This window comes from Variovorax sp. efr-133-TYG-130 (assembly GCF_030208835.1).
Classification (GTDB): Bacteria; Pseudomonadota; Gammaproteobacteria; order Burkholderiales; family Burkholderiaceae_C; genus Variovorax.
Map to the genome: position 1 here is coordinate 1 of NZ_JARVTD010000041.1, position 1,343 is coordinate 1,343.

Sequence of the window (1,343 nt, forward strand, 5' to 3'; positions counted from 1 at the left end):
GAGGATCTCGATGGCGCCGATGGGCTGTGCGGGATCGGCGGCGATCGCCTCGAGCACACGCTGCAGCCGGGCCACGAGCTGGTCGACCGCTTCGCGCTCGAACAGGTCGGGCCGGTAGCCCACGCGCAGCTGCAGCTGGGCGCCGGGGATGATCGCGATGCTCAGCGGGTAGTGGGTGGTGTCGCCCCCGCTGCCACCGGCGCGAGCGATCTCCAGGCCGTTGTAGGAAGGCTGGCGCCCCCTGGGGTCCACGGGGTAGTTCTCGAAGACGAACAGCGTGTCGAACAGCGTGCTGAAGCCGCTGATGCGCTGGATGTCCGACAGGCCCAGGTGCTGGTGCGCGATGAGCGAGGACTGCTGGTCCTGCAACCGTGCGAGGACCTGCGCGGCGGGCTCATCGGATTGGAACTGCAGACGCAGCGGCAGGGTGTTGATGAACAGGCCCACCATGGCCTCCACGCCTGCGAGCTCGGGCGGGCGTCCGGAGACCGTGATGCCGAAGACCACGTCCTGTCGCCCGGTCAGGCGCGCCAGCAGCGCGCCCCATGCGCCCTGCATGAGGGTGTTGAGGGTGAGGCTGTGCTGGCGTGCCTGGCGGGTGAGGGCGTCGGTCAGCGCCTGCGGCAGGCTGAAGGCGAAGGAGGACTGGCGCCCCGAGGTGGAGGCCTGCGTGGTGACGAGCCGGGTGGGCTCCTGCAGTCCCGAGAGTGCCTCGCGCCAGGCCTGCTCGGCGGCGGCGCGGTCCTGCTGCTTGAACCAGGCCAGGTAGTTGCGGTAGGGCGTGGCTGGAGGCAGGCTGGCGGGGTTGCCGCGGCTGGCGTACAGCGCGAACAGCTCCTTGAGCAGGATCGGCATGGACCAGCCGTCCAGCAGGATGTGGTGGCTGGTGAAGACGAAGCGGGTGCGCTGGGTGCCCAGGCGGATGAGTGCGAAGCGCAGCAGCGGAGCCTGGGCGGGGTCGAAGGGCAGCAGGCGGTCCTGTTCGAGGAAGCTGGCCAGGCGGGCCTCGCGCTCGGGTGCATCGAGCGCGGTGAGGTCGATGTCCTGCCAGGGCAGGGTGATCTGGCGCGGGATGATCTGCACGGGCTCGGAGAGGTCCTGGTGCAGGAATGCGGCGCGCAGGTGTGCGTGGCGCTGCAGCAGTGCGCTGGTGGCGGCGTGCAGGGCGCCAGCGTCCAGGGGGCCCGTGAGCTCGAAGGCCATCTGCACGACGTAGGCGTCGGCCTCGTGCTCGTCGTACATGGCGTGGAACAGCAGGCCCTGCTGCAGGGCCGACAGCGGCAGGATGTCCTCGAGCGCGGGGTGCTGCTGCTCGATGCGCTCGAGCTCCGCCTGGCTCAGGC

1 protein-coding gene is annotated in these 1,343 nt (G+C 70.4%); it reads right to left on the minus strand.

Annotated elements, in window-relative coordinates:
• Positions 1-1,343, minus strand: a 1,343-nt coding sequence (locus QRN67_RS30520) for a condensation domain-containing protein (RefSeq protein ID WP_285414864.1), incomplete at both ends; no start/stop codon positions are given.